Annotated in this window: 21 protein-coding genes; 9 read left to right on the top strand and 12 right to left on the bottom strand. The window is 63.6% G+C overall.

Going from position 1 to position 23,092, the window contains the following annotated elements; all coding sequences use genetic code 11:
* Positions 1-130 precede the first annotated feature (130 nt).
* A complete protein-coding gene (betI, locus tag OXH74_RS09375) occupies positions 131-733 on the top strand; it encodes a transcriptional regulator BetI (RefSeq protein ID WP_375740978.1) in 603 nt (200 codons plus the stop codon).
* A 230-nt stretch (positions 734-963) separates the two neighbouring features.
* Here the strand turns inward: betI (OXH74_RS09375) and OXH74_RS09370 are convergent, their stop codons facing one another.
* Positions 964-2,502: a BCCT family transporter gene (locus OXH74_RS09370; protein WP_375741586.1), complete on the bottom strand. Its 1,539-nt coding sequence runs from the start codon at positions 2,500-2,502 to the stop codon at positions 964-966.
* A 278-nt stretch (positions 2,503-2,780) separates the two neighbouring features.
* Here OXH74_RS09370 and betI (OXH74_RS09365) point away from each other — a divergent pair, with 278 nt between their 5' ends.
* The 3 genes from betI (OXH74_RS09365) to betA all read left to right on the top strand — a co-directional run bounded on the left by betI (OXH74_RS09365) (position 2,781) and on the right by betA (position 6,730).
* Entirely contained in the window at positions 2,781-3,374 is a 594-nt protein-coding gene (gene betI, locus OXH74_RS09365) for a transcriptional regulator BetI (protein ID WP_375740977.1), read from the top strand.
* Positions 3,375-3,421: 47 nt separating this feature from the next.
* A complete protein-coding gene (gene betB / locus OXH74_RS09360; protein WP_375740976.1) occupies positions 3,422-4,894 on the top strand; it encodes a betaine-aldehyde dehydrogenase in 1,473 nt (490 codons plus the stop codon).
* Between the two features lie 147 nt (positions 4,895-5,041).
* Entirely contained in the window at positions 5,042-6,730 is a 1,689-nt protein-coding gene (gene betA, locus OXH74_RS09355; RefSeq protein WP_375740975.1) for a choline dehydrogenase, read from the top strand.
* 198 nt (positions 6,731-6,928) lie between these two features.
* Here betA and torT read toward each other — a convergent pair whose 3' ends face one another.
* Complete coding sequence (torT, locus tag OXH74_RS09350) at positions 6,929-8,050, bottom strand: TMAO reductase system periplasmic protein TorT (protein ID WP_375740974.1); 1,122 nt, start codon at positions 8,048-8,050, stop codon at positions 6,929-6,931.
* A 73-nt stretch (positions 8,051-8,123) separates the two neighbouring features.
* Here torT and dbpA point away from each other — a divergent pair, with 73 nt between their 5' ends.
* The gene (gene dbpA, locus OXH74_RS09345) at positions 8,124-9,503 is read left to right on the top strand and encodes an ATP-dependent RNA helicase DbpA (RefSeq protein WP_375740973.1); all 1,380 of its coding nucleotides are present in this window, start codon (positions 8,124-8,126) and stop codon (positions 9,501-9,503) included.
* A 22-nt stretch (positions 9,504-9,525) separates the two neighbouring features.
* Here the strand turns inward: dbpA and OXH74_RS09340 are convergent, their stop codons facing one another.
* Entirely contained in the window at positions 9,526-10,272 is a 747-nt protein-coding gene (locus OXH74_RS09340) for a substrate-binding periplasmic protein (protein WP_375740972.1), read from the bottom strand.
* A gap of 229 nt (positions 10,273-10,501) precedes the next feature.
* Here OXH74_RS09340 and yccS point away from each other — a divergent pair, with 229 nt between their 5' ends.
* Positions 10,502-12,679 carry a YccS family putative transporter gene (gene yccS, locus OXH74_RS09335; RefSeq protein WP_375740971.1) on the top strand — a complete coding sequence of 726 codons (2,178 nt, stop codon included), beginning with the start codon at positions 10,502-10,504 and terminating at the stop codon, positions 12,677-12,679.
* A 142-nt stretch (positions 12,680-12,821) separates the two neighbouring features.
* On the top strand, positions 12,822-13,277 hold the full coding sequence (locus tag OXH74_RS09330; RefSeq protein ID WP_375740970.1) for a transposase: 456 nt from the start codon (positions 12,822-12,824) through the stop codon (positions 13,275-13,277).
* A gap of 135 nt (positions 13,278-13,412) precedes the next feature.
* On the opposite strand, the gene OXH74_RS09325 is transcribed toward OXH74_RS09330, so the two are convergent.
* Positions 13,413-14,828, bottom strand: a complete 1,416-nt coding sequence (locus OXH74_RS09325; RefSeq protein WP_375740969.1) for a PLP-dependent aminotransferase family protein — start codon at positions 14,826-14,828, stop codon at positions 13,413-13,415.
* A gap of 184 nt (positions 14,829-15,012) precedes the next feature.
* On the opposite strand from OXH74_RS09325, the gene OXH74_RS09320 reads away from it, so the two are divergent.
* Positions 15,013-15,246: a DUF1127 domain-containing protein gene (locus OXH74_RS09320; RefSeq protein ID WP_375740968.1), complete on the top strand. Its 234-nt coding sequence runs from the start codon at positions 15,013-15,015 to the stop codon at positions 15,244-15,246.
* A 23-nt stretch (positions 15,247-15,269) separates the two neighbouring features.
* Here the strand turns inward: OXH74_RS09320 and OXH74_RS09315 are convergent, their stop codons facing one another.
* The 3 genes from OXH74_RS09315 to OXH74_RS09305 all read right to left on the bottom strand — a co-directional run bounded on the left by OXH74_RS09315 (position 15,270) and on the right by OXH74_RS09305 (position 17,526).
* A complete protein-coding gene (locus tag OXH74_RS09315) occupies positions 15,270-16,127 on the bottom strand; it encodes an HDOD domain-containing protein (protein WP_375740967.1) in 858 nt (285 codons plus the stop codon).
* A gap of 87 nt (positions 16,128-16,214) precedes the next feature.
* On the bottom strand, positions 16,215-16,970 hold the full coding sequence (locus OXH74_RS09310; protein WP_375740966.1) for a substrate-binding periplasmic protein: 756 nt from the start codon (positions 16,968-16,970) through the stop codon (positions 16,215-16,217).
* Between the two features lie 61 nt (positions 16,971-17,031).
* The gene (locus OXH74_RS09305) at positions 17,032-17,526 is read right to left on the bottom strand and encodes a YgjP-like metallopeptidase domain-containing protein (RefSeq protein ID WP_375740965.1); all 495 of its coding nucleotides are present in this window, start codon (positions 17,524-17,526) and stop codon (positions 17,032-17,034) included.
* Positions 17,527-18,063: 537 nt separating this feature from the next.
* Between OXH74_RS09305 and OXH74_RS09300 the strand changes: the two genes are divergently transcribed.
* Positions 18,064-18,735: a polysaccharide lyase family 7 protein gene (locus OXH74_RS09300; protein ID WP_375740964.1), complete on the top strand. Its 672-nt coding sequence runs from the start codon at positions 18,064-18,066 to the stop codon at positions 18,733-18,735.
* 20 nt (positions 18,736-18,755) lie between these two features.
* Here the strand turns inward: OXH74_RS09300 and OXH74_RS09295 are convergent, their stop codons facing one another.
* The 5 genes from OXH74_RS09295 to epd form a co-directional block, all read right to left on the bottom strand.
* Positions 18,756-19,211: a hypothetical protein gene (locus OXH74_RS09295; protein WP_375740963.1), complete on the bottom strand. Its 456-nt coding sequence runs from the start codon at positions 19,209-19,211 to the stop codon at positions 18,756-18,758.
* A 67-nt stretch (positions 19,212-19,278) separates the two neighbouring features.
* Entirely contained in the window at positions 19,279-20,343 is a 1,065-nt protein-coding gene (fba, locus tag OXH74_RS09290; protein WP_375740962.1) for a class II fructose-bisphosphate aldolase, read from the bottom strand.
* Positions 20,344-20,459: 116 nt separating this feature from the next.
* Complete coding sequence (locus OXH74_RS09285) at positions 20,460-20,777, bottom strand: MliC family protein (protein WP_375740961.1); 318 nt, start codon at positions 20,775-20,777, stop codon at positions 20,460-20,462.
* 47 nt (positions 20,778-20,824) lie between these two features.
* A complete protein-coding gene (locus OXH74_RS09280; protein WP_375740960.1) occupies positions 20,825-21,988 on the bottom strand; it encodes a phosphoglycerate kinase in 1,164 nt (387 codons plus the stop codon).
* Positions 21,989-22,016: 28 nt separating this feature from the next.
* A complete protein-coding gene (gene epd / locus OXH74_RS09275; protein WP_215377238.1) occupies positions 22,017-23,066 on the bottom strand; it encodes an erythrose-4-phosphate dehydrogenase in 1,050 nt (349 codons plus the stop codon).
* Between the last annotated feature and the right edge of the window lie 26 nt (positions 23,067-23,092).

Here is a 23,092-nt window from a genome sequence, read left to right as displayed (position 1 = left end):
TAGCCCCCCTCGTTAGCGCGGGGGGGAAATTGGCCCGACCAGGATCGATCAATCCCATCGATTGATCGATCAATCGAATACCCCCTAGACTGCGCCCTCCCAAATCCGCAGAGCATGGTGGAAATCCCTGATGCCCAAGGTCGGAATGCAGCCGATCCGCCGTTCGCAGTTGATCCAGGCCACCCTCGAGGCCGTCGACCAAGTCGGCATGAGCGATGCCAGCATCGCCTACATCGCCCGTCTCGCCGGCGTTTCCAACGGCATCATCAGCCACTACTTCCGGGACAAGAACGGCCTGCTGGAAGCCACAATGCGTCACCTGATGGCCGCCCTCAGTACTGCCGTGCGCCAGCGTCGCGCCAGGCTGCGAGACGATAGCCCACGCGCGCAGCTGCGGGCCATCGTCGAAGGCAACTTCGATGACAGCCAGGTCAGCGGCCCGGCCATGAAAACCTGGCTGGCATTCTGGGCCAGCAGCATGCACCAGCCGTCGCTGCGCCGCTTGCAGCGGATCAACGACCACCGGCTTTACTCCAATCTCTGCTGCGAGTTCCGCCGTGTGCTGCCGCTCGACGAGGCCCGCGCCGCGGCGCGGGGCATGGCCGCGCTGATCGACGGTCTGTGGCTGCGCAGTGCGCTGTCCGGCGATGCGTTCCAAACCGAGCAGGCCCTGCGCATCGCCTTCGAATACCTCGACCTGCAGCTGGCCAAGACACCCCGCAGGATGGGTTGAGCCTGTCTGCTACCGGGATGGATAGATAGCGGGGGTCGGGACACGTGGGGTGACGGTTTACCCATGACCATCCCGGCATGACAGCTGCGATACCCATCAAACAACTGCCGGTTCTCTTCGATGAGTATCACTGCGCTCACCGGAGTGCTGCCTGACCCGTCCTGCCCATGCGAATCGAAAAAGCCCGGTCACTGGACCGGGCTTTTTCGTTACACACGCAGGGCGAAGGATCAGGCCGCTTCGCCACGCAGTGCTGGCTGCGCCGTCGCGGCCGGCTGGCTCGCCGCCAGGTCGGCTTTCATCGCCTTGAGCAGGGCGAACATATACAGCAACAGCACAACCGAGAACGGCAGCCCCGCCAACACCACCACCGTCTGCATGGCGGTGAAGTTACCGGCGAACAGCAGGCCGATGGTCACCAGGGTCACCAGCACGGACCAGAAGATCCGCAGCCAGTTCGGCGCGTCTTCGTCGAGGTCGCCCTCCTCGCGAGAGAGGTTGGCCAGCATCACCGAGCCGGAGTCAGCCGGAGTGAGGAAGAGCACGAAGCCGACGCAGATCGAGAGGCCGATCACCACCTTGGACCAGGGGTAATGCTCCAGAAGCAGGTAGATCGACATCGCCGGCTGTTCCAGCGCCGCCTTGCCGAGATCTGCCGCGTTCTGGTTCATCACCAGCTCCAGGGCGCTGTTGCCGAACACCGACAGCCAGGCCAGGGTGAAGCCCAGCGGGATCAGCAGTACACCACACACCAGCTCGCGCACGGTACGACCACGCGAGATACGGGCCACGAACATGCCTACGAAGGGGGCCCAGGAAATCCACCACGCCCAGTAGAACAGGGTCCACAGGCCCATCCACTCTTCGCTCTTGCCGGACTGGCCGGTATAGACGTAGAGGTCGAAGGTCTTCAGCACCAGGCCGTTGAGGTAGTCGCCCAGGTTCTGCACGAAACCGTTGAGCAGGTGCAGGGTATCCCCCGCGAGCAGCACGAACACCAGCAGACCGCTGAACAGAATGATGTTCAGGTTCGACAGGCGACGGATGCCCTTCTCGATGCCGGACACCGCAGCCAGGGTGGCCACCGCGCTCATCACGAGGATCACCGACAACAGCGCGCCCTGGCTGTGCGGAAAGCCGAACAGGTACTCAAGGCCGGAGGAGACCTGCAGGGAACCGATACCGAGGTTGGTCACCAGGCCCAGGAGGGTCACGAAGATGCCAAAGCAATCCACCGCGTTACCCACTGAGCCCTTCATCAGGCGCTCGCCGAACAGTGGATAGAGCGCCGAACGCAGGGCCAGCGGCTGTTTGTGGCGATAGGCGAAATAGCCGACCGCCAGGCCCACCAGCGCATAGATCGCCCAGCCGTGTACGCCCCAGTGCAGGAAAGTCAGCTGCAGCGCCTGGCGCGCAGCGGACTGACTGCCCGGCTCGCCTTCCGGCGGGTTGTAGAGGTGGTCGATGGGCTCGGAGGCGGCGAAATAAAGCAGCGAAATGCCGATCCCGGAGGAGAACAGCATGCCGGCCCAGGCGCCGTAACTGAAGTCGGGTCTGTCGTCATCGGCACCCAGGCGCAGATGGCCGTAGCGGGAGAACGCCACGTAAAGCACGAAGAACAGATAAGCGCCAATGGCCAGCATGTAGTACCAGCCGAAGCTGCGCGACAGCCAGCTCTGGGCCTGGCCGAGCCAGGCGCCGGCGCTATCGGGGAATGCGATCAAGGCAACCGTGAGAAGCACGATCAGCGCAGTGGACCCGAAGAACACGACCGGATTCAGGCGCACCTTCCCGTGGTTTTTTGTTGTTGGAGAAGCAGTACTCATTTGGAGATTGGCTCCAGGGGCAGTGAAAGCAGGCGCCTGTTGGGCGCAACGACAGTCCCACACCACCGTCCGAGGTCAGGTCGATGGCCTGAAAAAGGTGCGGCGAACTGCCGCATCCCGTTCCATGGTGCGCAGCTTATTCTTTGTTGTTTGAACGTTCAATAAAAATAAAGTAGGCTGGATTTCAACCCACCCGGATACGCCGGAGAGGAGGAACCCCCATGCCCAAGATTGGAATGCAGCCACTGCGCCGTACCCAGCTGATCCACGCGACCCTCGAGGCCGTCGACCAGGTTGGGATGAGTGACGCCAGCATTTCCTACATCGCCCGGCTGGCGGGGGTTTCCAACGGCATCATCAGCCACTACTTCCAGGACAAGAACGGCCTGCTGGAAGCCACCATGCGCTTCCTCATGAACGACTTGCAGGAGGCGGTGCGCAAGCGCCGCGAAGCCATGCGCGATGAATCCCCGCGTGGCTATTTGCGTTCGATCATCGACGGCAACTTCGACGAAACCCAGGTCAACGGCCCGGCCATGAAGACCTGGCTGGCGTTCTGGGCCAGCAGCATGCACCAGCCATCGCTGCGCCGTTTGCAACGCATCAACGACCTCCGCCTCTACTCGAATCTCTGCTGGCAGTTCCGCCGCGAGCTCGACGTAGAAAGCGCCCGTACCGCCGCTCGCGGCCTGGCTGCGCTGATCGACGGCCTGTGGCTGCGCGGCGCGCTGTCCGGAGAGGCCTTCGATACCGAGCAGGCCCGCCGGCTCGCTTACGAATTCCTTGATCAACAACTGGCCAAGCAGGCGGCTTGAACCGCCCGGCCGCCTTGCGCCCACAAGACCTAGAGAGGACAACCACCATGGCCCGATTCGAAGAACAGAAGCTCTACATTGGCGGCCGCTACGTCGACTCCACCAGCGGCAGCAGCTTCGAGACCGTGAACCCGGCCAATGGTGAAGTGCTGGCCACTGTCCAGCGTGCCGGCAAGGACGACGTCGAGCGCGCCGTCGCCAGCGCCGTCGAAGGCCAGAAAGTCTGGGCTGCGATGACCGCCATGCAGCGCTCGCGCATCCTGCGCCGCGCAGTGGAGATCCTCCGTGAGCGCAACGACGAGCTGGCCGAGCTGGAGACCCTGGACACCGGCAAGCCGCTGGCCGAAACCCGCGCCGTGGACATCGTGACCGGCGCCGACGTGATCGAGTACTACGCCGGCCTGATCCCTGCCATTGAAGGCGAGCAGATCCCGCTGCGCGAAACCAGCTTCGTCTACACCCGTCGTGAGCCCCTGGGCGTGGTCGCTGGTATCGGCGCCTGGAACTACCCCGTGCAGATCGCCATGTGGAAATCCGCCCCGGCCCTGGCCGCCGGCAACGCCATGATCTTCAAGCCCAGCGAAGTCACCCCGCTGACCGCCCTGAAGCTGGCCGAAATCTACACCGAGGCCGGCGTGCCGGACGGTGTGTTCAACGTCCTCACCGGCAGCGGCCGTGAAGTCGGCCAGTGGCTGACCGAGCACCCGCTGATCGAGAAGATCTCCTTCACCGGCGGCACCTCCACCGGCAAGAAGGTCATGGCCAGCGCCTCCAGTTCCTCGCTGAAGGAAGTGACCATGGAGCTGGGCGGCAAGTCGCCCCTGATCATCTTCGACGACGCCGACCTCGACCGCGCCGCCGACATCGCCGTCATGGCCAACTTCTTCAGCTCTGGCCAGGTCTGCACCAACGGCACCCGCGTATTCATCCCGCGCGCCCTGCAGGCCGACTTTGAAGCCAAGGTGGTCGAGCGCGTGAAGCGCATCCGCCTGGGCAACCCGGAAGACGCCAACACCAACTTCGGCCCGCTGACCAGCTTCGCCCACATGGAAAGCGTGCTCGGCTATATCGAAGCCGGCCGCAAGGAAGGCGCGCGCCTGCTGATCGGCGGCGAGCGCGTCACCGACGGCGAATTCGCCAAAGGCGCCTACGTCGCCGCGACTGTATTCACCGACTGCACCGATGACATGACCATCGTTCGCGAAGAAATCTTCGGGCCGGTGATGAGCATCCTCGCCTACGACACCGAGGAAGAAGTCATTCGCCGCGCCAACGACACCGAATACGGCCTCGCCGCCGGCGTCGTCACCCGCGACCTGGCCCGCGCCCACCGAGTGATCCACAAGCTGGAAGCCGGCATCTGCTGGATCAACACCTGGGGCGAGTCGCCTGCCGAGATGCCCGTCGGTGGCTACAAGCAGTCCGGCGTTGGTCGCGAGAACGGTCTGACCACCCTGGCTCACTACACCCGCATCAAGTCCGTCCAAGTCGAGCTGGGCGACTACTACTCGGTGTTCTGACCAATGCCAGCCTGGAGGAAGTCCTGGAAGCGTGAACGCCATGCTTCCAACCTTCCTCCGGGTTGTGGCCCCTGGTAGCCCGGCGTAATCCGGGAAGAAGTTTGCCGCGCCCCGGAACCACTCCGGGTCATTTAGCAGGTAAGTCACATGTCACAAGAATTCGATTACATCATTGTTGGCGCCGGCTCTGCCGGTAACGTCCTGGCCACCCGCCTGACCGAAGACGCCGACGTCAGCGTGCTGCTCCTCGAAGCTGGCGGCCCTGACTATCGCCTGGACTTCCGCACCCAGATGCCTGCCGCCCTCGCCTACCCACTGCAGGGCCGCCGCTACAACTGGGCCTACGAGACGGATCCGGAGCCCTACATGAACAACCGCCGCATGGAGTGTGGCCGTGGCAAGGGCCTGGGCGGTTCCTCGCTGATCAACGGCATGTGCTACATCCGCGGCAACGCCATGGACTTCGACAGCTGGGCCAAGGCGCCGGGTCTGGAAGACTGGACCTACCTGGACTGCCTGCCTTACTTCCGCAAGGCGGAAACCCGCGACATTGGCCCGAACGACTATCACGGCGGCGAAGGCCCGGTGAGCGTGACCACGCCCAAGGCCGGCAACAACCCACTGTTCCACGCCATGATCGAGGCCGGCGTGCAAGCCGGTTATCCGCGCACCGAAGACCTGAATGGCTACCAACAGGAAGGCTTCGGTCCCATGGACCGGACCGTGACTCCGAAAGGTCGCCGCTCCAGCACCGCCCGCGGCTACCTGGACCAGGCGCGCAACCGCCCCAACCTGACTATCGTTACCCACGCCCAGGCTGACCGCGTGCTGTTCAGCGGCAAGCGTGCCATCGGCGTCACCTACCTCAAGGGCGACGACAACAACCCGGTGACCGTGCATGCCCGCCGCGAAGTGCTGGTGTGCAGCGGAGCCATTGCCTCGCCGCAACTGCTGCAACGCTCCGGCGTGGGTCCGGCGTCCCTGCTGCGCGACCTCGACGTACCCGTAGTGCATGACCTGCCGGGCGTCGGCGCCAACCTGCAGGACCACCTGGAACTCTACTTGCAATATGCCTGCAAGGAGCCGGTATCCATGTATCCCGCCCTGCAATGGTGGAACCAGCCGGCGATCGGCGCCGAGTGGCTGTTCCTCGGCAGCGGCAAGGGCGCGAGCAACCATTTCGAAGCGGGCGGATTCATCCGCACCCGTCCGGAATTCAAGTGGCCGAACATCCAGTACCACTTCCTGCCAGTCGCAATCAATTACAACGGCAGCAACGCGGTGAAGGAGCACGGCTTCCAGGCCCACATGGGCTCCATGCGCTCACCGAGCCGCGGTCGCATCCACCTGAAGTCCAAGGACCCGCGCAAGCACCCGAGCATCCTGTTCAACTACATGTCCGCCGAACAGGACTGGCAGGAATTCCGCGATGGTATCCGCATCACCCGCGAGATCATGGCCCAGCCTGCGCTGGACCCGTTCCGTGGCCGCGAACTTAGCCCGGGCGCACACCTCAAGAGCGATGCCGAACTGGACGAGTTCATCCGTACCCACGCGGAAACCGCCTTCCACCCCTCCTGCTCCTGCAAGATGGGCACCGACGACATGGCGGTAGTGGATGGCCAGGGCCGCGTACACGGCATGGAAGGCCTGCGTGTGGTGGATGCCTCGATCATGCCGGAGATCATCACCGGCAACCTCAACGCAACCACCATCATGATCGCCGAGAAGATCGCCGACAAAATCCGCGGCCGCAAAGGCCTGCCTCGCAGCAAGGCGAAGTACTACGTTGCCGGTGAAAAGCCGGTGCGCGGCACCCCCGCTCGCCAGCTGTAAGGTAGCCGCCTGAATGAAACGGCCCCTGGCGCACCGCGCCAGGGGCCGTTTCGTTATGGAGGCAGACAGCCTTGCAGGCTGCATCGCGAATGAATTCGCCCCGACGGGACACGCGCGGCGCCTATGGACTGCACGAACCGCGCCTCTCTCTCTGGGAGCGGGGCTGGGCGTGAGGGTAGCCCTGCCCCGTTCGCCCCCCTACTCCGGCAACTCCTGCCGAATCATCCAATGCCCCGAGGGTGGCATCAGACGACCGAAATCAAAGCGTTTCAGATTCGCCTGGTCGATTACCTCGATCAGCGGGCTGACCCGCGCCGGCGATTGCTTTCCCTCCAGGGCCCGCACTGCCAAGTCGATCGCGACCCGCGCCTGGATGACTGGTGAATCCGTGGGCGCCGCGAGGATCCCGCCGTCCCCGATGGACTCCAGAATCCGCTCGGTGGCGTAGAGCGACACCACCTGGGCGCGGTAGCGCGAACCACCGCTGCGCACCAGTTGCGCCGCGAAGGCTGCGGCCTCGGCATTCCCCAGGATGTAATCGAGCTCGGGCTCGCGCGCCAGCAGCTGGCGCACCAGCACCGCCTGGGTCGAGCGATCCACCGGGCCATAACCACCCGACACGAGTGTCACCGAACCACCTTTGAGTGCAGCCTGCAGACCACGCTCGGCGTCCGCAACCCAGCCGGCATCCTGTGGCCCGGGCAGCCAGCCTACGCGCACCGCGCGTCCGCCACTGTGATGCTGGATATAGGTGAGCGCCGCCTTGGCCATATCGGCGAAGTCCACCTGTGAGCGGGCACTGATGCCGGGACAGTCGATGCGGTTGACCAGATCGATCACCGGGACGCCATCGCGGTGCAGCAGGGCGATCTCGTCACACAATCCCTGGGTATTGATGGCGGCGACCACATAGGCATCGGCGGCGAGCTGGATGCAGCGAGTCAGCTGCGCGCGCTGCATATCCGGGTATTGGTAGCCGCCCGCTTCATAGACCCCAAGCTGCACACCCTGGCGTCGCGCTTCCTCGTGGAGTCCCCAGGCTACGCCCCACCAATAGCGGTCCATGCCATGGGGCAGCAACGCGCAAATACGCCAGGGCTTGCTCGACTGCATCAACGGCCGGTAGCTGGCCGAACGGCCATCGATCTGGACCTCCAGCGGAAACCATTCCGCCGCGCGCAGAGGCAAGTGCAACAGCAGCAAACTGAAGAGGCAGAGCACACGCATCGCAAGCGCCTTGGCAGCCAACGGTAGGAAGAAGAACTGTCGCAAGGGTAGCAGGCCAGCGCAATCCATCTTTGAAGTGGGATGAGAGCTCATTCCGTCGCCGAGCGGGGAGCCGAGGCGCCTTCCTGCTAAACTGCGCAGCCATTCGCCCCAGCAGACCATCAACGTGACCACCGCCGCCTTCAGCACCCTGCCCTTGTCCGCCGTTACCCTGGCCAACCTCGACACCCTCGGCTACCGGGAAATGACGCCCATCCAGGCGCAGGGCTTGCCGCTGATCCTCAAAGGGCACGACCTGATCGCCCAGGCCAAGACCGGCAGCGGCAAGACTGCCGCCTTCGGCATCGGCCTGCTGGAGCCGCTCAATCCGCGTTTCTTCGGCTGCCAGGCGCTGGTCTTGTGCCCCACTCGCGAACTGGCCGACCAGGTTGCCAAGGAAATTCGCCGCCTGGCCCGCGGCCACGGCAACATCAAGGTGCTGACGCTGTGCGGAGGCGTGCCCTTCGGCCCGCAGGTCGGCTCCCTCGAGCACGGCGCGCACGTCATCGTCGGCACCCCGGGCCGGGTGCAGGAACACCTGCGCAAGGGCACCCTGGTCCTCGACGGGCTGAACACACTGGTGCTGGACGAAGCCGACCGGATGCTCGATATGGGCTTCTACGACAGCATCGCCGAGATCATTGGGCAGACACCGGCAAAACGGCAGACTCTGCTGTTCTCCGCGACCTACCCGGCCGGGATCGAACAGCTGGCCAAGACTTTCATGCGCAACCCGCAACAGGTGAAGGTCGAAGCCCTGCACGACGACAACCAGATCGAGCAGCGCTTCTACGAAATCGACCCACGCCAGCGGATGGACGCCGTCCTGCGCCTGCTGCAGCAGGTGCGCCCGCAATCCTGCGTCGCCTTCTGTCACACCCGCCAGCAGTGCCAGGAGCTGGAGGCCCATCTGCAATCCCATGGCGTATCGGCGCAGTCGCTGCATGGCGATCTGGAACAGCGCGAGCGAGACCAGGTGCTGGCCCTGTTCGCCAACCAGAGTTGCAGTGTGCTGGTGGCCACCGACGTCGCTGCGCGCGGGTTGGATATCGCCGGGCTGGAAGCAGTGATCAACGTCGAACTGTCGCGCGACCCGGAAGTACACATTCACCGCATCGGCCGCAGTGGCCGCGCCGGTGAGAAAGGCCTGGCCCTGAGTCTGGTAGCACCCGCCGAGGCCAATCGCGCCCAGGCCATCGAAGACCTGCAGAAGGCCCCGCTGAACTGGCAGCGGCTGGACGAGCTGGTGGTGAAGAACAAAGAGCCACTGCTGCCGCCCATGGTAACCCTGTGCATCAACGGTGGCCGCAAGGAGAAGCTGCGTCCTGGCGACATTCTCGGCGCCCTGACCGGCGAGGCAGGCATTCCCGGCAGCCAGGTGGGCAAGATCGCTATCTTCGACTTCCAGGCCTTCGTCGCGGTGGAACGCGGTATCGCCAAGCAGGCACTCAAGCGCCTCAGCGATGGCAAGATCAAGGGCCGCTCCTACAAGGTGCGAACCCTCTGAACAATCGGGAGGCGCACGGTCTTCACTCGAAACCGTGCCGCCTGAAGATCGCCGCGTAGCTGCCGTCCTCCCTCATCGCCCGCACTGAGCGGTTGAAGTCCTCGACCAACTGGCGGTGGCGCGGGTGGCTGCGGCGGACCAGGATGTGCAGGCCGTTCTCGCTCAGTGGCCGGGGCAGGAACTCCAGTTGATCACTGACTGCCTTGAGCTCGCGCTTGAGGTGGAAGCGCGCAACCCACTCGTCCTCCAGGGTCAAGTCGACGCGACCGGCCGCCAGCATCCTTGCGGCCATCAGGAAGTCCTGCACCGGCACCTTGTTCAGCGTCACATCGTTATCGAAGGAAGCGGAGTAGCTGTAGCCGCGCGCGACGGCGATGCTGTGCGAGCCAAGGTCTGCCCTATTGGCATACTCGACACGCGTAGCCTTGCGCTTGAGGAACAGGATCCGGTTGGTCAGGTAGGGTTCGGAGAACAGGCCATAGCCGGCCCGCTCATCGCTGTACCAGGCGCTGACGATCAGGTCGTAATCGTCCTGCTGCAACCCGCGCAGGGCGCGAGCCCAAGGCGCCTCGACATATTCGGTGGTATGCCCGGCCCGCTTGAGCGCGGTGCTGACCAACTCGCTCGCCAGGCCGTTGCCGACCAGGCGCGCATCGGTAAAAGGCGGCCAGACATTCGCCACCATGCGCAGCTGCTCGGCCCGGGCACCGCCCAAGGCGAAAAGCAGGGCGAAAAAGACTACACCACAGCGTCTTCTCATCCATGGCATCCAGAATGGCTGTTGACCGGCCGGCCCGCTTAGCCTGCACCAAATCCTGGGGCGCAGCCAGTCAAGCCAGTATGACCGTGCGAGAAAACGCGAACCCTGAATGTGACTCGACGCGCCTGCAGGAAGACAAATCGATCTCCCTCTACGATGCGGCTGACAGCACGCGCCGAAGCCCTTAGGCTGTAGCCGGCAACACAGCCGCAACCGGACATCAGCCCACAAGGCCGCCATGCCCTCGACTCGATTTACAGAATCACTTCGCCGCCTCTGGGCGCTGGACAAATTCAGCTATAGCCTGCGCGTCTTCGTTGCCCTTACCGGGAGCATGGCGCTGTGCTGGCAGCAGGACCGCATGGACCTGCTGATCCCGTTGTTCCTCGGCATCATCGCCAGCGCCCTGGCCGAAACCGACGACAACTGGCAGGGCCGCCTGACCGCACTGCTGGTGATCCTGGGCTGTTTCAGCCTGGCCTCGCTATCGGTGGAGCTGCTGTTCCCCTATCCCTGGGTTTTCGTCAGCGCCCTGGCCCTGGCGAGTTTCGGCCTGACCATGCTCGGTGCCCTCGGCGAGCGCTACGCCACCATCGCCTCGGCCACGCTGATTCTCTCGATCTACACCATGATTGGCGTCGACCAGCGCGGCGGCGCACTCACCAATCTTTGGCAAGAGCCGCTGTTGCTGGTGGCCGGAGCCGCCTGGTACGGCCTGCTATCCGTCCTCTGGCAAGCGTTGTTCACCCACCAGCCAGTGCAACAGAGCCTAGCCCGGCTGTACCGCGAACTGGGGCAGTACCTCAAGCTCAAGTCCGCCCTGCTCGAGCCAGTGCGCCACCTGGATGTCGAAGCGCGCCGCCTGGCCCTGGCCCAGCAAAACGGCCGTGTAGTCGCCGCGCTCAATGCCGCCAAGGAAATCATCCTGCACCGGGTTGGCAACGGCCGCCCCGGCCCCAAGGTCAACCGCTACCTGAAGCTATATTTCCTGGCCCAGGACATCCACGAACGCGCCAGCTCATCACACCACCCCTACAACGAATTGGCCGAGACCTTCTTCCACAGCGACGTGCTGTTCCGCTGCCAACGTCTGCTGCGCCAGCAAGGCGGCGCCTGCCAGGCCCTTGGCCGGGCCATCCAAATGCGCCAGCCGTTCGATTACCTGGACGGCACCCAGGCCCTGGAAGACCTCAAGAAATCCCTCGACCACCTGCGACTGCAGAGCAACCCCGCCTGGCGCGGCCTGCTGCGCTCGCTCAGCGCGCTGGCCGGCAACCTCGCCACCCTTGACCGACTGCTGACCGACGCGAGCAACCCCGATGCCCTCGCAGAGGCACAGGACAGTAGCCTGCTGGACCGCTCGCCGAAAGGGCTGAAGGATGTCTGGGAACGTCTGAAACAGAACCTCACGCCTACCTCGCTGGTGTTTCGTCACGCCTTGCGCATGGCCCTGGCGCTCTCCGCCGGCTATGGCGTCCTGCACCTGATCCACCCGACCCAGGGCTACTGGATCCTGCTGACTACAGTCTTCGTCTGCCAACCCAACTTCGGCGCGACACGGCGCAAGCTCGTGCAACGGATCGCGGGCACCCTGATCGGCCTGGCCCTCGGCTGGGCACTGTTCGACCTGTTCCCCAACGCCCTGGCGCAATCAGTTTTTGCGGTGATCGCCGGCGTGGTGTTCTTCGCCACTCGCGCCACGCGCTACACGCTGGCCACGGCAGCCATCACCCTGCTGGTGCTGTTTTGCTTCAACCAGATCGGCGACAGCTACGGGCTGTTCCTCCCGCGCCTGGTGGATACCCTGCTGGGCAGCCTGATCGCCGGCCTCGCGGTGATCTTCATCCTGCCCGACTGGCAAGGCCGACGCCTCAACCAGGTGGTGGCCAACACTCTGAGCTGCAACAGCCGCTACCTGCGCCAGATCATGCAGCAGTACGCCAGTGGCAAGCGCGACGACCTCGCCTACCGCCTGGCCCGGCGCAACGCACACAATGCCGACGCTGCGCTGTCCACCACGCTATCGAACATGCTGATGGAGCCCGGCCACTTCCGGAAGGAGGCGGATATCGGTTTCCGCTTCCTGGTGCTCTCCCACACCCTGCTCAGCTACCTCTCAGCCCTTGGCGCGCATCGTGGCGAACAGCCAGGGGAAGCCCTCACCCCAGTCTCCGAACAGGCCGCCGAACAGATCGCCGAGAGTCTCGACTGCATCGCCCAGGGGCTCGCCGACCGGCGCCCAATCAGCATCCATCGAGATGAAGAAGAGACGCTGGCCAAGGCCCTGGAGCAGCTCCCGGAAGACATGGAGGACCGCCCCCGCCTGGTGCAGACCGAACTCGGCCTGATCTGCCGCCAGCTCGGCCCGCTGCGGACCCTGGCGGCGCACCTGTTGAGTGAGAGGAAGGTGGCGTGAAAGCACTTGGCAGGGCCTTGCCCTGCTGTTCTTGTCGGTCTTCGGCATCTTCCCTTTCCTGGATCATCCGTTTCCCAGGCAACTCCAGCCCAGCCGCCACTCCCCACCCCATAGAGTCATTGCCTTCTGCACCCTGAGGGCAATGGAAATGCCGAGCGACGATCTTCTGAAAGGCCATGTATCCCGAGCCGGCCAGATCTACCACATCACCACTGCCACCGAAGGACGAGCGCCATTGTTCAGGGACTTCACCATGGCCCGCCTGGTCATCGCCGAGATGCGACGCCTGCAAGAACAGAACCTGCTCCATTCCATCGCTTGGGTACTGATGCCTGACCACCTGCACTGGCTGCTGCAACTCAACGGGCCGGTTGCCATATCCACTGCAGTCAAGGTGCTCAAGGGGCGCTCCTCCCGACAGTTGGGCCATTTTCTGCCGGGTTCCCAACCGATCTGGCAGAAGGGATTTCACGATCACGCCCTGCGTAGGGAGGAAGACATCCGCAAGGTCGCCCGCTATATCGTGGCTAATCCCCTGCGGGCCGGACTGGTGGAACAGATAGGCGACTACCCCTTCTGGGATGCCCACTGGCTTTGAGTTGGGGCGACGCTACGCCTGTGGGGGCGAATTCATTCGTTAAGGGACGCGAAGCGGCCCCATGGGACACTTGGGCAGGCCTGCGGCCTGCATATGAATTCGCCCCCACAAAAGTCGATCCCACCCACATAGCCGTTACTCCCCCATCAGCTCCTTCACCGTCTCCCCCACCGTCCGCACCGCGGCCTCAAGCGCTGGCGAGGGCTTGGCCGCGTAGTTCATGCGCAAGCAGTTCCGGTACTTGCCGGAGGCGGAGAAGATGCTGCCAGCGGCGATCTGTACACCTTTGGGCAGCAGGGCGCGGTTCAGACGCAGAGTGTCGAAGTCCTCACTCAGCTCCACCCATAGCATGAAACTGCCCTGGGGACGGCTGGCGCGGGTGCCTTCGGGAAAGTAACGCATCACCCAGTCGATCATCTGGTCGCGGCTGTGCTGGTACTGGCTGCGCATTCGCCGCAGGTGAGGTTCGTAATGACCCTTGCCGATGAATTCGGCCAGCGCCATCTGCGGCTGAGTGGCGGTGGCGCCGGTGGAGATGTACTTCATGTGCAGTACCCGATCGAGGTAGCGGCCCGGCGCGACCCAGCCCACGCGGATCCCCGGCGCCACGGTCTTGGAGAAGGAGCTGCACAGCAATACGCGTCCATCCTCGTCGAAGGACTTGATCGTGCGCGGGCGCGGGTATCGGTAGGCCAGGTCGCCGTAGACATCGTCTTCCAGGATCGCCACGTCATAGCGCTGCGCCAGGGTCACCAACGCCTTTTTGCGGTCCTCCGGCATGATGTAGCCGAGCGGGTTGTTGCAGCTAGGCGTGAGCTGGATCAGCTTGATCGGCCACTGTTCCAAGGCCAGTTCCAACGCCTCCAGGCTGATGCCATTGACCGGGTCGGTCGGCAGCTCCAGGGCTTTCATACCGAAGCCTTTCAAGGCCTGCATGGCGCCGTGGAAGCTCGGCGAATCCACGGCAACGATGTCGCCCGGCTCGCAGATGGAGCGGATCGACACCGACAACGCTTCGTGGCAGCCCGTGGTGATCACAATATCGCCGGCGGGGATCTGACAGCCCGAATCGAGCATCAACCGCGACACCTGCTCGCGCAGGGCCTGGGTGCCGTAGATGCTGTCGTAATACAGGCCGTTGCTGTCCTGTCGACGGCTGATCTGCCCGAGGCTGCGCAGCAGGGGCCGCAAGGTCGGTGTACTGATGTCCGGCATGCCGCGCCCCAGTTGCACCACATTGTCTTGCGCGCTGCGCTTGACCAGATCCAGCACGTCATTCCACTGGGAGATGTCGACGGGCCGCTGCGGGGCCCGGCTGACGGCGGGCAGTGCCGGGGCGTGGCGACGCTGCGGGACGAAATAGCCCGACTTCGGCCGTGGTTCGGCCAGGCCGCTGTCCTCCAGCATCCGGTAAGCCTGCTGTACGGTGCTGAGGCTAACGCCGTGCTCCACGCTCAGCGAGCGCACCGAAGGCAATCGGTCACCCGGTTGGTAATAACCTTGCTCGATGCGCTCGCCAAGGGTTTCCGCCAGCTTGATGTAGAGCTTCATGACTGCACCCTCGTCTTGCCATATAGATCGCTGAAGCCAGTACAGATGGTCAGTAAATTTACGATTCAGACAGCTAATCACGCAATCTGTATTAGAAAAATACCGAAATCGTGAGTCTGTATCGAATTTCACCACGCCGCCATCATGGTCCTACCCCACCGTCACAGGGCAAGAGGAACGCACTATGAACGGCCTGAGCGATATACGCCTGACCCTACACACACATGAGCTGGAAGAAGCACAGCAGCAGCCGATTTGCATAACGACGAGCATGGCGGGCAGCCGCTGGACGCGCTTCTGGCTGCGACTGCACACCCGCAAGGCCCTGCTCGACCTCGACGCCCGGGCCCTGCGTGATGTCGGCCTGACTCGCGAACAGGCCCTGGATGAAGCGCTGAAGCCATTCTGGCGGCTCTGAGAGGCGTGCCAGCCCAACCGGGTTCAGCGCAGCGAACTGGTCATCCGCTGGATCGCTTCCTGCTGGCTGGCGACCAGAGCCAAGGCACCCGTGGAATCCTGCGCGTCCAGTGGCGGCACCAGCTTCCGGTGCGCCGCCAGTTCGCCCAGGGGCGGGAGCCGGCCATGCACGTCTTCATCGTGCAACGCGTGGTAGCGGCCAAGGTTGACCAGGTCGATCAGGCAAACGCCACGCCCCTCGGTGAAGGCCCAGTCGCCCGCATTGCGCACGACGTCGATGTAGCATTCGTCGACCGCCCACTTCTTCAACACGATGATGCCCAGTGACTTGCCGTACTCTCGGCAGAGACGGGCGTAGACCTCAGGTGACGGCACCTGGCTGGCGTCCTTGAAGGCCGAGAGTATCGCCAGCTCTCCCACATCGCTGAGCAGGCTGGCGAGCAGTGCGTGATCGGCGGAGGGAAATCCCAGCGGACGCGCCAGCACCGCGCTGATGCTCGCCTGCTGGGTCATGCGACCCCAGACACTGATGAACAGATTCCTGTGCGCTGCGCCATGCAGCGTGAAGAGGCTCTTCAGGCTGTGCACCAGCGTTACCCGGTCAACTTCCAGCATGCCCAGCAGGCGGATCACCTGTTCCAGGGTCTTCGGCGCCTGGGTGGTGCGAAACGCGATGCTGGAGGCATGTTTCATCAACAAGGCGCTCAGCGCCGGATCCTTGCTGATGACCCGAGTCAGCCCCAGGACACTGGTGTTCGGATTGACCAGGGCCCGACGAATATCCAGGGTGATGGTCGGCAGGCTGGGCAACTGCTCCTCGCCATTCATGAACTGGGTGACGACCCGGCGATAGACCGAATAATCCGACTCTGCTGTGCTCACCCCAACCCTCCCCCTCGGCTGCGGGCAAGTGTAGCCGGACGAGCACTGACAGCCCATGGCCATTTTTCCCAGCATGAACTATCCGCCTCAAGGCAAGGGAATGCCGTAGGGTTTGGCCATCGTCGCCAAGCGGCCATCTTCGCGCATCTTGCGCAGTACCCCCCCGATCGCCTCGCGCAGGGCGTTGTGGCCCGAGTCTCGGGGCAGGGCGAAATAGCCGACCTGGGTGTCGATAGCCGGCTCCAGTCGAATGACTGCGCCATCCAGGCCGAGGGCGGTGATGCGGGGCCGGGTATCGCGCTCGTTACTGGCCACCAGATCGGCCCGTTCGGCCATCAGGATCTTCAAGGCGTTCTCCACCGAGGCCGCCATTTGCAGGTCGAGCCCACCACGCATGGCCTCGAAGTGCTCGCCATAGACCCAGCCATGAATGATCGCGATACGCTGACCCCGGACGCTGCCCAAGCTTCCGTCCCAGGCATTGGTGGTGCCGGCGCGGGCATAGAAGGCGATGCGATCGCGGTAGAAACCTGGTTCGCTGAACTGGAAGCGTCGCTCACGAGCGGCCGTCCGATAAGGGCCGATCAATACGTCGGCCAGCCCATCCTCCACACGCTTCTGCGCCCGCGCCCAAGGGTAGAGTTCGAAACGCACCTGATCCCCCAGCTCACGAGCGACTTCGCGCAGGACATCGACACCCAACCCACGCGGCTCGCCGGAGGGGGTCATCTGGAATATTCCGGGGAAGTCCGTGCCCACGGCAATCCACTCACGCGCACACGCGAAGGGGATCAGGCACAGCAGGCAGAAAGAAACACCGAACGCGCGTCTGCCAAGGTACATGTCCAGGGACCTCAGGCCGCTACTGAACTCTGTTCAGCCTAGCAGGCAGCCCCGAGGCCTATCAGCGCGGCAGCTCGCGCCAGGTGAGGTACACGCGAAGGTCGAACTCCAGTTGCTGGTAGCCCGGCAGCATGTACTCGCAGAGTTGGTAGAAGGCCTTGGAATGGTCGCGTTCCTTCAGGTGCGCCAGCTCATGCACCAGGATCATCTGCAGGAACTCCGGTGCCGCCTCCTTGAACAGCGAGGCCACGCGAATCTCCTTCTTCGCCTTGAGCTTGCCGCCCTGCACCCGCGAGATCGCCGTATTCAGGCCCAGGGCCTTGTGCACCACGTCCAGCTTGTTGTCGTAGAGCACCTTGTCTGGTGCCGGGGCGTTGCGCAGATGGTCCTGCTTCAGGGCCATGGCATAGCTGTACAGCGCCTTGTCGCTCTGTACCTCATGCCGACCGGGGTAGCGCCGCTCAAGGTAATCGCCCAGGCGGCCCGCCTCGATCATCAGGGCAATCTGTTCCTGAAGGTGGACGGGGTAGCCTCGGAGGTATTTGAGCGGCGTCATGCAACAGCTATCGGTAACGGGAAAGCGCGACAGTCTACCCGACGTCAACGCACCACGAGGGCCGTGTCGTCGGACAATTGCCCGGGACGCGACGCCTCCGGGATGCCACTTGCGGTCGACCCAAGAATCACGCTACCGCTCGTCGGAAGTTTCGCACTTATTTCAAATGCCGCTGTCGTCGAGCCGTCCAAAAAATGACGCCTGCTCCGGGGAAAATGCCTTGCCCATCAAGCCCGCCGATTTCCTTCCCCAACAAAAGTCCACCCGCCAACCAGTGGCGTAATACTGGCAAACGATAAAAACAACAGTTTATTGACGCCAACATCGTGACGATTAGTGCCTGACAAACCGCTGGGCAGGCCCTATAAAACGCTCGCGAGACGGCCATTATTCACGCCTTCGGACGATACGGCAGGCAACTGCCACACAAGCAACCTCCACTTTTAGTTCGTGCGCAGTTGGCCGGAATGCCGTCAGAGCGAAAGCAGCGTCGTGGATACGCAGCGCCCGACAGAAAGTTCTTTCGAGAACACAGTCATGATCGACCTTGCCACCTGGAACCTGACCCTCCCCGTTGGTGTGCCCGCCACCACCATCGAAACTCCGCTATTGGTGGGTGGCTACCAGGACCACTACTTTCAGTCCACGTCCGACAGCCTGTTCTTCTGGGCGCCGGTGAACGGCACGACCACCGACAACGCGACCTATCCGCGTACCGAACTGCGCGAAACCTACGCCGATGGCAAGCTGCGCAACTGGGCATACTCCAACGCCGACAACTACCTCAGCGCAAACCTGCGCGTGAGCCAGGTGCCCTCGACCGGAAAGATCGTCATCGGCCAGATCCATGCCTTCGGCAGCACCAGCCCGCTGCTCAAGCTGGAGTACCAGTTCAAGACCAAGACCAGCACCGGCAACATTGTCGCCAAGGTGCGCAACTCGCCGGACGACGAAACCAGCACAGTGATCCCATTGCTAAGCGGGATACCGCTCAACCAGCGCTTCAGCTACGTGATCAACCTCTCGCCCAATGGCCAGCTCAGCGTCCTGGTCAACGGCAGCCTCTGGAGCCAGCAGCTGTCCTCGGCCTGGGCGCCCAAGTCGCTGTACTTCAAGGCCGGAACCTATGTGCAGGACAACACGGGATACGAGACCGAGGCTGGTGCGGCGACCTTCTATGACCTGAGGATTGAGCATCGGGGGTTGTGACGGACCTACCCCCTCTTTCTTCAGGGAGAGGGGGATCGGGAAGCCGGCTCCAGGCACCGCGCCAAGGCCTTGGAATCCAGCAACGAGCAAGGCTGGCCACCCAGATAGCTGCGATAGACGCGCAGCAGGTCGCCCTCGCCGATCCGGCAATCCCCGACTGGACACTGGCTGCCAAACTCGAAGCGCCCTGTCGGTGGATCGGCGAGACGAATTTTCAGGCTGGGCCAGCCCGTGGGCTTGGCCGCCGACGGGGTGAACAACCAACTTCCCTTACGCTGCACCAGCGCACCTCCCGCCTCGGCGTAGTCGAAGACGAACATCAACGTGCGCGAGGTCTTGGTGGTGCAGTCCGGACGGCTGAGGCACTGTTGCGGATCACCGGGCAATGGCCCGGGCGGAGGCGCCGGAGCCAAGGTCGGCGTGGCGGCGCAGCCACCCAGAAGCAGGGCAAGACCGGTCGTTAACGGTAGGCGCATCGGCATTCCTCAGGGCGAATACAAAAGAGCCCCGCAATGCGGGGCTCCTAGGGAACAGCTCGACGCCTTAGTTGACCTTGGCGACCAGCTCACCCTTGGCATAGCGCGCGTACATGCCGTCCAGGGAGATCGGCTTGATCCTGGAGGCATTGCCAGCGGTGCCGAAGGCTTCGTAACGGGCGATGCAGATGTCACGCATGGCTTCGACGGTCTTGGCGAAGTATTTGCGCGGATCGAACTCTGCCGGGTTCTGAGCCAGGAAGCGGCGGATAGCACCGGTGGACGCCAGACGCAGGTCGGTATCGATGTTGACCTTGCGCACGCCGTGCTTGATGCCCTCGACGATTTCCTCGACCGGTACGCCGTAGGTTTCTTTGATGTCGCCACCGAACTCGTTGATGATCGCCAGCCAGTCCTGCGGGACCGAGGAAGAACCGTGCATCACCAGGTGAGTGTTGGGGATGCGCTTGTGGATTTCCTTGATGCGATCGATGGCGAGGATGTCACCGGTCGGTGGCTTGGTGAATTTGTAGGCGCCGTGGCTGGTGCCGATGGCGATGGCAAGGGCGTCGACCTGGGTCTTCTTGACGAAGTCCGCAGCCTCTTCCGGATCGGTCAGCATCTGGCTGTGATCGAGGATACCCTCGGCACCCACGCCATCTTCTTCGCCCGCCTGGCCGGTTTCCAGGGAGCCCAGGCAGCCCAGTTCGCCTTCCACGGATACGCCACAGGCGTGAGCCATGGCAACGGTTTCCTGGGTAACGCGCACGTTGTAGTCGTAGTCGGCTGGAGTCTTGCCGTCTTCACGCAGGGAGCCGTCCATCATCACCGAGCTGAAACCCAGCTGGATGGAACGCTGGCACACAGCCGGACTGGTGCCGTGATCCTGGTGCATGCACACCGGGATATGCGGGAATTCTTCGATGGCGGCCAGGATCAGGTGGCGCAGGAAGGGGGCGCCAGCGTATTTGCGAGCACCGGCGGAAGCCTGCACGATCACCGGGGAATCGGTCTTGTCGGCCGCTTCCATGATGGCGCGCATCTGTTCCAGGTTGTTGACGTTGAAAGCCGGAACGCCGTAGCCGAATTCGGCTGCGTGGTCCAGCATCTGGCGCATGCTGATGAGTGCCATGGTGTTTCAGTCTCCCGAGTGGGTGGGCTGTCAAAGTGCAAAGCCTGCCGCACGGGCAGGCCGGGTTCAAGTTTCCGGGAGGAACGGTCGTGCATCCTGCCCCGGCAGAAACAACGTCAGGGGGCTTTGCAGCCTCGCCCGATCAGATCATCCGTAGCAGCCCAGTAGACCAGACCTTCATCACCCTTGGTGTGAAGGGCCAGGTTACCGTCAGTGAACAAGCTGCCGGAGCCGGAGCGCTCCAGCTTCAGGCGATGGACGACATCGCTGCCCCCCAGACGCAGGTCGACGCGCTCCTTGTCGCTGTCGGCGAAACGCCAGAGCATCTCGACCTGGCTGTCGCAGACCCAGTGGGTCCAATTGTCGTCCGACGGCGGCTGGCTGCCACAACCGCCTATCAGGGCCAGTGCCGCCAGAGCGAACACAGCTCTCATCCGATTCTCCTTCCCTGAGTCAGGGGCGGCTCTGCGCCCCTGTTGATTCAAGCCCTGGCACGCTGCTCCAGCACTTCCACGGCAGGCAGCACCTTGCCCTCAACGAACTCGAGGAAAGCGCCGCCGCCAGTGGAAATGTAGGAGATCTGCTCGGCCACACCGTACTTGTCGATGGCGGCCAGAGTGTCGCCACCACCAGCGATGGAGAAGGCCGGGCTTTCGGCGATGGCCAGGGCCAGGGCCTTGGTGCCGTTGCCGAACTGGTCGAACTCGAAGACACCAACCGGGCCGTTCCACAGAATAGTCCTGGACGACTTCAGGAGCTCGGCGAACTGAGCAGCGGTCTGCGGGCCGATGTCGAGGATCATGTCGTCGTCGGCAACATCCGCGACGGCCTTGACGGTCGCCTCGGCGGTCTCGGCGAACTCCTTGGCAACCACCACGTCGACCGGCAGCGGCACGCTGACCTTGGCGGCGATGGCCTTGGCAGTGTCGACCAGATCGGCCTCATAGAGGGACTTGCCGACCTTGTAGCCCGCGGCGGCAAGGAAGGTGTTCGCGATGCCGCCACCGACGATCAACTGGTCGCAGATCTGGCTCAGTGAGTTCAGTACATCGAGCTTGGTGGAGACCTTGGAACCGGCGACGATCGCGGCCATCGGGCGGGCCGGGCTACCCAGGGCCTTGCCCAGGGCGTCGAGCTCGGCGGCCAGCAGCGGGCCGGCAGCGGCAACCTTGGCAAACTTGGCCACGCCGTGGGTCGAGCCCTCGGCGCGGTGGGCGGTCCCGAATGCGTCCATCACAAAGACATCACAGAGAGCGGCATACTTCTGCGCCAGCTCGTCGGCGTTCTTCTTCTCGCCTTTGTTGAAGCGCACGTTCTCGAACAGCACGACCTGGCCGGGCTGTATGTCGACGCCATCCAGATAATCGGCGACCAACGGCACGTCGCGGCCCAGGGCCTTGGCCAGGTAGTCGGCGACCGGCTTGAGGCTGTTCTCTTCGGAGAACTCGCCTTCGGTCGGACGACCCAGGTGCGAGCAGACCATTACCGCCGCGCCCTTCTCCAGTGCCAGCTTGATGGTCGGCAGGGAAGCAAGGATGCGCGCATCGCTCTTCACGACGCCGTCCTTCACCGGCACGTTGAGATCCTCACGGATCAGCACGCGCTTACCCTGGAGGTCGAGGTCGGTCATTTTCAACACGGTCATGGGGGTCAGTCCTTCACGGGGCTGGTTGTTAACGAGAAACAGCGGAAACCTGCAGGTAGTGATCTGCAGTGTCGAGCATGCGGTTGGCGAAGCCCCATTCGTTGTCGAACCAGGCCAGCAGGTTGACCAGGCGCGGGCCGGACACGCGGGTCTGGCTGCCGTCGACGATGGCGGAATGGGGATCGTGGTTGAAATCGCAGCTGGCGTGGGGCAGCTCGGTGTAAGCCAGCAACCCCTTCAACGGACCGCTTTCGGCGGCCTCGCGCAACACCCGGTTGATCTCGGCGGCCGAGGTGTCACGGGCGGTCTGCAGGGTGATGTCGAGGCAGGACACATTGACCGTCGGTACGCGGATGGCTTTGGCCTGGATGCGTCCGGTCAGTTCCGGCAGCAGGCGCTCGATGCCCCGGGCGAGGCCGGTGGAGACCGGAATCACCGACTGGAAAGCCGAGCGCGTGCGGCGCAAGTCTTCGTGGTGGTAGGCATCGATGACAGGTTGGTCGTTCATCGCCGAGTGGATGGTGGTAATGGAGATGTATTCCAGACCCACAGCCTCGTCGAGAAGTTTCAAAAGCGGCACCCCGCAGTTGGTCGTACAGGAGGCATTGGACACCAGTCTTTCGCCGCCGGTAAGGCTCGCCTGGTTCACACCGAAGACGATCGTGGCGTCGACATCGGCCTCGCTGGCCATCGGCTGGGAGAACAGCACCCGAGGCGCGCCGGCCGCGAGGAAGCGTTCGGCCTGCTCGCGATGGGTGTACTGACCAGAGCATTCCAGCACCAGGTCCACGCCCAGACTCGCCCAGTCGATACCCTCGGGATCGGCGTTTCGCAGCACTTTCACGCAATCGCCGTTGATGTGCAGGCAGTCGCCGTCCACCCGCACTTCGCCGGGGAACCGGCCGTGGGTGGAGTCGAAGCGGGTCAGGTATTCGACGCTGGCCTGATCGGCCAGATCGTTCAACGCGACGATCTCGAAGTTGGCCCCACCACTGCGCTCGTACAGCGCGCGCAGCACGCAGCGACCGATGCGGCCGTATCCGTTGAGGGCGACTTTGAAGAGGCGATTGCTAGGCATGGGCGCTCGCAGGGCTGGGGGAAGGA

This window comes from Metapseudomonas boanensis, from assembly GCF_042232855.1.
GTDB classification, from domain to species: domain Bacteria; phylum Pseudomonadota; class Gammaproteobacteria; order Pseudomonadales; family Pseudomonadaceae; genus Metapseudomonas; species Metapseudomonas boanensis.
Note: the sequence above shows the minus strand (reverse complement) of the source record. Positions and strands in the feature narration are given on the sequence as shown.

Excerpts from the sequence above, each read along its gene's own strand:
- betI (WP_375740977.1), top strand. The coding sequence starts at position 2,781 with ATGCCCAAGATTGGAATGCAGCCACTGCGCCGTACCCAGCTGATCCAC.
- OXH74_RS09295 (WP_375740963.1), bottom strand. The coding sequence starts at position 19,211 with ATGCGCCTACCGTTAACGACCGGTCTTGCCCTGCTTCTGGGTGGCTGC.
- yccS (WP_375740971.1), top strand. The coding sequence starts at position 10,502 with ATGCCCTCGACTCGATTTACAGAATCACTTCGCCGCCTCTGGGCGCTG.
- OXH74_RS09320 (WP_375740968.1), top strand. The coding sequence starts at position 15,013 with ATGAACGGCCTGAGCGATATACGCCTGACCCTACACACACATGAGCTG.
- fba (WP_375740962.1), bottom strand. The coding sequence starts at position 20,343 with ATGGCACTCATCAGCATGCGCCAGATGCTGGACCACGCAGCCGAATTC.
- OXH74_RS09285 (WP_375740961.1), bottom strand. The coding sequence starts at position 20,777 with ATGAGAGCTGTGTTCGCTCTGGCGGCACTGGCCCTGATAGGCGGTTGT.
- betA (WP_375740975.1), top strand. The coding sequence starts at position 5,042 with ATGTCACAAGAATTCGATTACATCATTGTTGGCGCCGGCTCTGCCGGT.
- OXH74_RS09305 (WP_375740965.1), bottom strand. The coding sequence starts at position 17,526 with ATGACGCCGCTCAAATACCTCCGAGGCTACCCCGTCCACCTTCAGGAA.
- OXH74_RS09280 (WP_375740960.1), bottom strand. The coding sequence starts at position 21,988 with ATGACCGTGTTGAAAATGACCGACCTCGACCTCCAGGGTAAGCGCGTG.
- OXH74_RS09300 (WP_375740964.1), top strand. The coding sequence starts at position 18,064 with ATGATCGACCTTGCCACCTGGAACCTGACCCTCCCCGTTGGTGTGCCC.
- betI (WP_375740978.1), top strand. The coding sequence starts at position 131 with ATGCCCAAGGTCGGAATGCAGCCGATCCGCCGTTCGCAGTTGATCCAG.
- OXH74_RS09310 (WP_375740966.1), bottom strand. The coding sequence starts at position 16,970 with ATGTACCTTGGCAGACGCGCGTTCGGTGTTTCTTTCTGCCTGCTGTGC.
- epd (WP_215377238.1), bottom strand. The coding sequence starts at position 23,066 with ATGCCTAGCAATCGCCTCTTCAAAGTCGCCCTCAACGGATACGGCCGC.
- OXH74_RS09340 (WP_375740972.1), bottom strand. The coding sequence starts at position 10,272 with ATGCCATGGATGAGAAGACGCTGTGGTGTAGTCTTTTTCGCCCTGCTT.
- betB (WP_375740976.1), top strand. The coding sequence starts at position 3,422 with ATGGCCCGATTCGAAGAACAGAAGCTCTACATTGGCGGCCGCTACGTC.
- torT (WP_375740974.1), bottom strand. The coding sequence starts at position 8,050 with ATGAGCTCTCATCCCACTTCAAAGATGGATTGCGCTGGCCTGCTACCC.
- OXH74_RS09325 (WP_375740969.1), bottom strand. The coding sequence starts at position 14,828 with ATGAAGCTCTACATCAAGCTGGCGGAAACCCTTGGCGAGCGCATCGAG.
- OXH74_RS09330 (WP_375740970.1), top strand. The coding sequence starts at position 12,822 with ATGGAAATGCCGAGCGACGATCTTCTGAAAGGCCATGTATCCCGAGCC.